Genomic DNA, 1,807 nt, shown 5'->3' with positions numbered 1-1,807 from the left:
GATCGCGCCCAGCAGCCGGGCCACCACCTGCGGGGCGAGGCCGAGCGACAGCTCGTCGGCGAGCAGCGCCACCGGCCGCCGCGCCAGCACCCGGGCCAGGGTGAGCAACTGCTGCTGGCCACCGGAGAGCAGGCCGGCTCGGCGGTCGAGATGCTCGGTGAGCTCGGGAAAATCGGCCAGCACGGACTGCGGGTCCACCCCGCCGATGCGCAGGTTCTGGCGGACGGTCAGCGACGGGGTGACGGCCCGCTCCTCGAGCACGACCCCGAGGCCCTGCCGGGCCCGCCGGTGCAGCGGCGCCGTGGTCGGCTCACCCTGCCAGGTGACGGTCCCCTCGCTGGGAGGCAGGGCGCCGGCCAGCGCCATCAGCGTGGTGGTCTTGCCGGCACCGTTCGGGCCGAGTAGCGCCACCACCTCCCCGCGGGCCACCTCGAGGTCGAGCCCGACCACGACCGGCCCGGCGCCGTACCCGACAGCAAGCTGTCGGCATCCGACGACGCTCACCTGGCACCTCCAGCAACCGGCGGCACCGCCGCCGCCTCGTCCACCGGCGCGGCGGGCGCCACACCGTTCTTCTCGTCCCCGCCGGCGCCCGCCGCGTCGTCAGCATCGACCGCGGCGTCGTCAGCGTCCACGTCGTCGGCGTCCGCGGCAGGATCGACCGCAGCACCATCAACATCCGCGGCAGCATCGACCGCATCCGCATCAGCGTCATCAGCAGCATCATCAACGTCCGCGGCGGCGTCGCCGGTGTCCGCGGCGGCGTCAGCGGCCGGCTCGTCGGGGCGGCCGAGGTAGGCGGCGATGACGGCGGGATCGGCCTGGATCTCCGCCGGCGGACCCTCGGCGATCCGGCGGCCGAACTCGAGGACCACCAGGCGGTCGCAGACTCCCATGACGAACGGCATGTCGTGCTCGATGAGCAGGACGGCGATCCCCCACTCGTCCGCCAGTCGGCGCACGAGGACGGCGAGCTCGGCGCTCTCGTGCTCGTCGAGACCGGCGGCCGGCTCGTCGAGCAGCAGCACGGACGGCGCGGTGGCGACGGCGCGGGCGATCGCCACCAGCCGGCGGCGCCCGTAGGGCAAGGCCGACACCTGCGTGTCCAGCGCGTCGGTCAGGCCGAACTCGCGGACCGCGGCCTGGGCCGGTGCGCTCAGCGGGCGGTTGCCGGGCCAGACCAGGCCGGTGACGTAGGCGGCGAGGTCGCGCGGGTCGCTGGCGGCCCGCAGGTTCTCCGCGACGGTGAGGTCCTCGAACAGTTCGAGGTTCTGGAAGGACCGGCTCACCCCGGCCCGGACCCGGCGATGCGCCCGCAGCCCGTCCAGGCGGGTCTCGCCTACCCGGACGGTGCCCGCCGCCGTCGCCGCGTACCCGGTGATCGCGTCGACGATCGTCGTCTTGCCGGCGCCGTTGGGCCCGATGAGCCCGACGACGGTGCCCGGCGCCACCTCGAACCCGACGCCGTCCACGGCGACGACCCCGCCCCAGCGCACGGTGACGCCCTCCACGGTCAGCGTCGCCGGCCGCACCCGCAGTGACTGCGTCGCCACCTGCGTCGCCTCCGTCGCCTCAGCCACCGTCGCCTCCGCCGCCGGACCAGCCTCCGCCGGACCTGCCTCCGCCACCGGGCCTGCCTCAGTCACCTCGGCCGCCGGCTCTGCCTCCGCCACCGGCTCCGCCTCCACCGGCTCCGCCTCCGCTACCTCCGCCACCTGCATCGTCGTCACCGTCGCCGGCGCCTGGGTCATGGCCGCGGCCGCCGGCGGCGGCGGCGACGAGCCCGCGGCAGGGGGCGCCGCGGCGG

General features: G+C 75.9%; 2 protein-coding genes. Both read right to left on the bottom strand.

From position 1 onward, the window contains the following. The coding region (locus tag ND748_RS31210) for an ATP-binding cassette domain-containing protein (protein WP_251749892.1) at positions 1-504 on the bottom strand (504 nt) is incomplete at its 3' end. Next, the coding region (locus ND748_RS31205; RefSeq protein WP_251749891.1) for an ABC transporter ATP-binding protein at positions 501-1,807 on the bottom strand (1,307 nt) is incomplete at its 5' end. The genes ND748_RS31205 and ND748_RS31210, both read right to left, overlap by 4 nt.

It is taken from the genome of Frankia sp. AiPs1 (genome assembly GCF_023716945.1).
Taxonomy (GTDB): Bacteria; Actinomycetota; Actinomycetes; order Frankiales; family Frankiaceae; genus Frankia.
This window is presented reverse-complemented; position numbering and strand designations above follow the sequence as displayed.